The sequence below is a fragment of the Actinomadura sp. 6K520 genome (genome assembly GCF_004349245.1).
In the GTDB taxonomy this organism is placed as follows: Bacteria; Actinomycetota; Actinomycetes; order Streptosporangiales; family Streptosporangiaceae; genus Spirillospora.
The window spans coordinates 1-3,096 of sequence record NZ_SMLC01000340.1 but is presented as its reverse complement, the minus strand read 5'-3'; the positions used below and the strand labels follow the sequence as shown (position 1 = coordinate 3,096).

At 71.9% G+C, this 3,096-nt stretch carries 4 protein-coding genes; all 4 read right to left on the bottom strand.

Annotation, left to right across the window (positions count from 1 at the left end; all coding sequences use genetic code 11):
• On the bottom strand, window positions 1–751 hold a 751-nt coding region (locus E1289_RS37040), incomplete at its 3' end, for a geranylgeranyl reductase family protein (RefSeq protein ID WP_131988773.1).
• Window positions 748–1,167: a CBS domain-containing protein gene (locus tag E1289_RS37035; protein WP_131988771.1), complete on the bottom strand. Its 420-nt coding sequence runs from the start codon at window positions 1,165–1,167 to the stop codon at window positions 748–750. The genes E1289_RS37040 and E1289_RS37035, both read right to left, overlap by 4 nt.
• 52 nt (window positions 1,168–1,219) lie before the next feature.
• Window positions 1,220–2,128, bottom strand: a complete 909-nt coding sequence (locus E1289_RS37030; protein WP_131988769.1) for a PAC2 family protein — start codon at window positions 2,126–2,128, stop codon at window positions 1,220–1,222.
• A 79-nt stretch (window positions 2,129–2,207) separates the two neighbouring features.
• Window positions 2,208–3,096, bottom strand: an 889-nt coding sequence (gene cbbX / locus E1289_RS37025; protein WP_131988767.1) for a CbbX protein, incomplete at its 5' end; no start/stop codon positions are given.

Below are 3,096 nucleotides of genomic sequence, written 5' to 3'. Positions count from 1 at the left end.
GGCCCGTGGCGTTGTGCTCGGTGAGGCCCCAGGCGGGTGGGAGGGTCGTCAGCCAGCGGGAGAGGAGGCCGCGGTAGTCGGGGTGGTCGGTGCGCAGGAGGGCGACGCCTACGTTGCAGGTGCCGTCGCCCATGCCGAAGATCCAGCCGTAGGCGGCCGGGGCCAGGTCCAGCCAGATCTCCAGGTGAGCCTCGTCGTGGCGGGGGCTGCGGAAGTAGCGGCGGCCCGCGATGCCGATGGGGCGGGTGGCGGACGGGCGCAGGCCGAGGGCCACCGAGAGGCGGGAGGAGGCGCCGTCCGCGGCGATGACCAGGCGGGCTTCGTGCGTGGCCGTTTCGGTCTCGACGCCTGTCACGCGGCCCCTCGTCTGGAGCGGGGCGGTGACCTTGGTGTTCTCCCGGAGGGTGGCGCCGGCGGCGACCGCCTGGCGGGCCAGGAGTTCGTCCAGGTCGGCGCGGGTGCGGGTGAGGCCGTGCGCGTCGGGCCAGTCGAGTTCGAGGCGGCGGCCGTCGGCGATCAGGCGGATGCCCTTGTTGGGGAACCAGCCCGGGGCGTCCAGGTCGATGCCCAGTGTGCGGAGTTCCTGGACGGCGCGGGGCGTGAGGCCGTCGCCGCAGACCTTCTCGCGGGGGAACGAAGACTTCTCCAGGAGGAGGACGTCGAGGCCGGAGCGGGCCAGGTGGCAGGCGACCGCTGATCCGGCGGGTCCGGCGCCGACCACGATGACGTCGCGGTGGCGGTCCGCGGTCACGTGTTCGGGGGTTCGGCGCTGATGTCGGCGAGGGCCGAGCGCTCGTCGCGCTGGACGGCGAGGTCGCCGATGGAGACCATGCCGATCGGGCGGTCGCCGTCGACCACGGGGATGCGGCGGATCGCGTGCCGCCGCATGAGCCGGACGGCCGTGTCGGCGTCCTCGCCGGGCGCCACGGTGATCAGGTTGGTGCTGCAGATGTCGGCCACGGCGGTGCCGGTCATGTCCTTCTGGAGGGCGACGGCGCGGACGACGATGTCCCGGTCGGTGACCAGGCCGCGCAGCCGCCCCTCGTGGACGACCAGGACGTCGCCGATGCCGTGCTGCCGCATGAGGTCGCCGACCTCCGCCAGGGACGTGTCCGGTGACACCGCGACCGGCACCGGCGTCATCACCTCGTTCACCTTCTGGGCCATTGCGCGAACCTCCCTCGGAGGCTCGCCTACCCGGGGCGCGGCGGGATATGTCTCAGGACGGCGAGTCCGGCCCGTCCTGTTCGGCGAGGAAGCGTTCGAACTGGGCGCCGAGCTCTTCGGCGGTGGGCATGTCCCCCGATTCGGCGAGCAGGTTGTCGCGTTCCGCGGCGCCCGCGAACGCGTCGTACTGCTGTTCCAGGGCCCGGACGACCTTCTCGACCTCGTCGTTGCCGTCGACCTGCTCGGCGATGTCGGCGTCGGTGGCGGCGGCCGCCTCGCGGAGCCGCTCGACCGGCAGCGCGAGCCCGGTGCAGTCGATGACGGCCTCCAGCGCGGCGACGGCGGCGGACGGGTAGGCGGACTGGGCGAGGTAGTGCGGGACGTGCACGGCGAGGCCGAGGGCGTCGTGGCCCGCCTCGCCGAGCCGCAGTTCGAGGAGGCCGGCGGCGCTGCCGGGGACCTGGACCTTGTCGAACCAGGAGTTCCGGGTGACCAGCTCCGGCCGGGTGGCGTGCGAGGTGATGCCGACCGGGCGGGTGTGGGGGACGCCCATCGGGATGCCGTGGAAGCCGACGACGAGTTCCACGCCCAGGCGCTTCACCAGGTGCAGGACGGACGCGGTGAAGCCCTCCCACAGCCGGTCCGGTTCGGGCCCGGACAGCATCAGGAACGGGCTGCCGGACTCGTCGCGCAGCAACCGGACGACCAGCTCGGGCGCCTCGTAGGAGGCCCAGTGGTCGCGGTCGAACGTCATCGGCGGACGGCGTGCCCGGTAGTCGATCAGTGAGTCGACGTCGAAGCGGGCGATGACGCGGTGTTCCAGTGCCTCCAGGAGGTGCTCGCGCACGAGCTGCCCGGTGGATCCGGCGTCCACGAAGCCGTCGAGGCTGTGCAGCAGCACCGGACCCGTCATTTCCGGCAGGTCGGCGTCGAGCTCGTACAGATCCTCAGGGTTATGCAACTTATCCCCCACCTCTGATGTCGTCCGTCACAACATTAGGACATGCGGGGGCCCATCCCTTGAACGGACGTGACACCGGTCACCCGAAGACGCGGCTGGCGAGGAAGTCTTCCGGGTGGAGGGTGGTGAGATCTTCGCGGCCGACGTCGCCGCCCTGGGCGAGGAGCCGGTTGGCGTGGCGGAGGCGGGCGCGTTCGATGGCGTTGCGGACGGAGCGCGCGTTGGCGAAGCGGGGCTGCGCGCGGCGGCGGGAGAGGTAGTCGCGGAAGACCGGTTCGGTCTCGGGGGCGAGCCCGTAGCCCTCCCGGTCCATCATCAGGCGGCCGATCGCCTCCAGCTCGTCGGGTTCGTAGTCGGGGAAGTCGATGTGGTGGGCGATGCGGGAGCTCATCCCGGGATTGGACGCGAAGAAGGAGTCCATGCGGTCCTTGTAGCCGGCGAGGACGACGACCAGGTCGTCCCGCTGGTTCTCCATGACCTGCAGAAGGATCTCGATGGACTCCTGCCCGTAGTCCCGCTCGTTCTCGGCGCGGTAGAGGTAGTACGCCTCGTCGATGAACAGGACGCCGCCCATCGCCCTCTTCAGGACCTCCTTGGTCTTCGGGGCGGTGTGGCCGACGTACTGGCCGACGAGGTCGTCGCGGGTGACGGACACCAGGTGGCCGCGGCGGACGTAGCCGAGGCGGTGCAGGAGTTCGGCGAGCCGCAGCGCGACGGACGTCTTGCCCGTCCCGGGGCCGCCGGTGAAGCACATGTGCAGGTTGGGGCGTCCCGAGTCGATGCCGAAGCGGGCCCGGACGCGGTCGACCAGCAGCAGCGCGGCGATCTCCCGGATGCGGGTCTTGACGGGCGCGAGGCCGACGAGCTCGCGGTCCAAGGCGTCCAGGACGGCGTCGACCTGGGAGTCGGCGCGTTCCCGGGCGAGGTCGACGCGGGCCCCGGCAGGGAGCGGCTCGGCTCCGGGAGGG

Coding starts and splice junctions, on each gene's coding strand:
- E1289_RS37035 (WP_131988771.1), bottom strand. CDS start 1,167: ATGGCCCAGAAGGTGAACGAGGTGATGACGCCGGTGCCGGTCGCGGTG.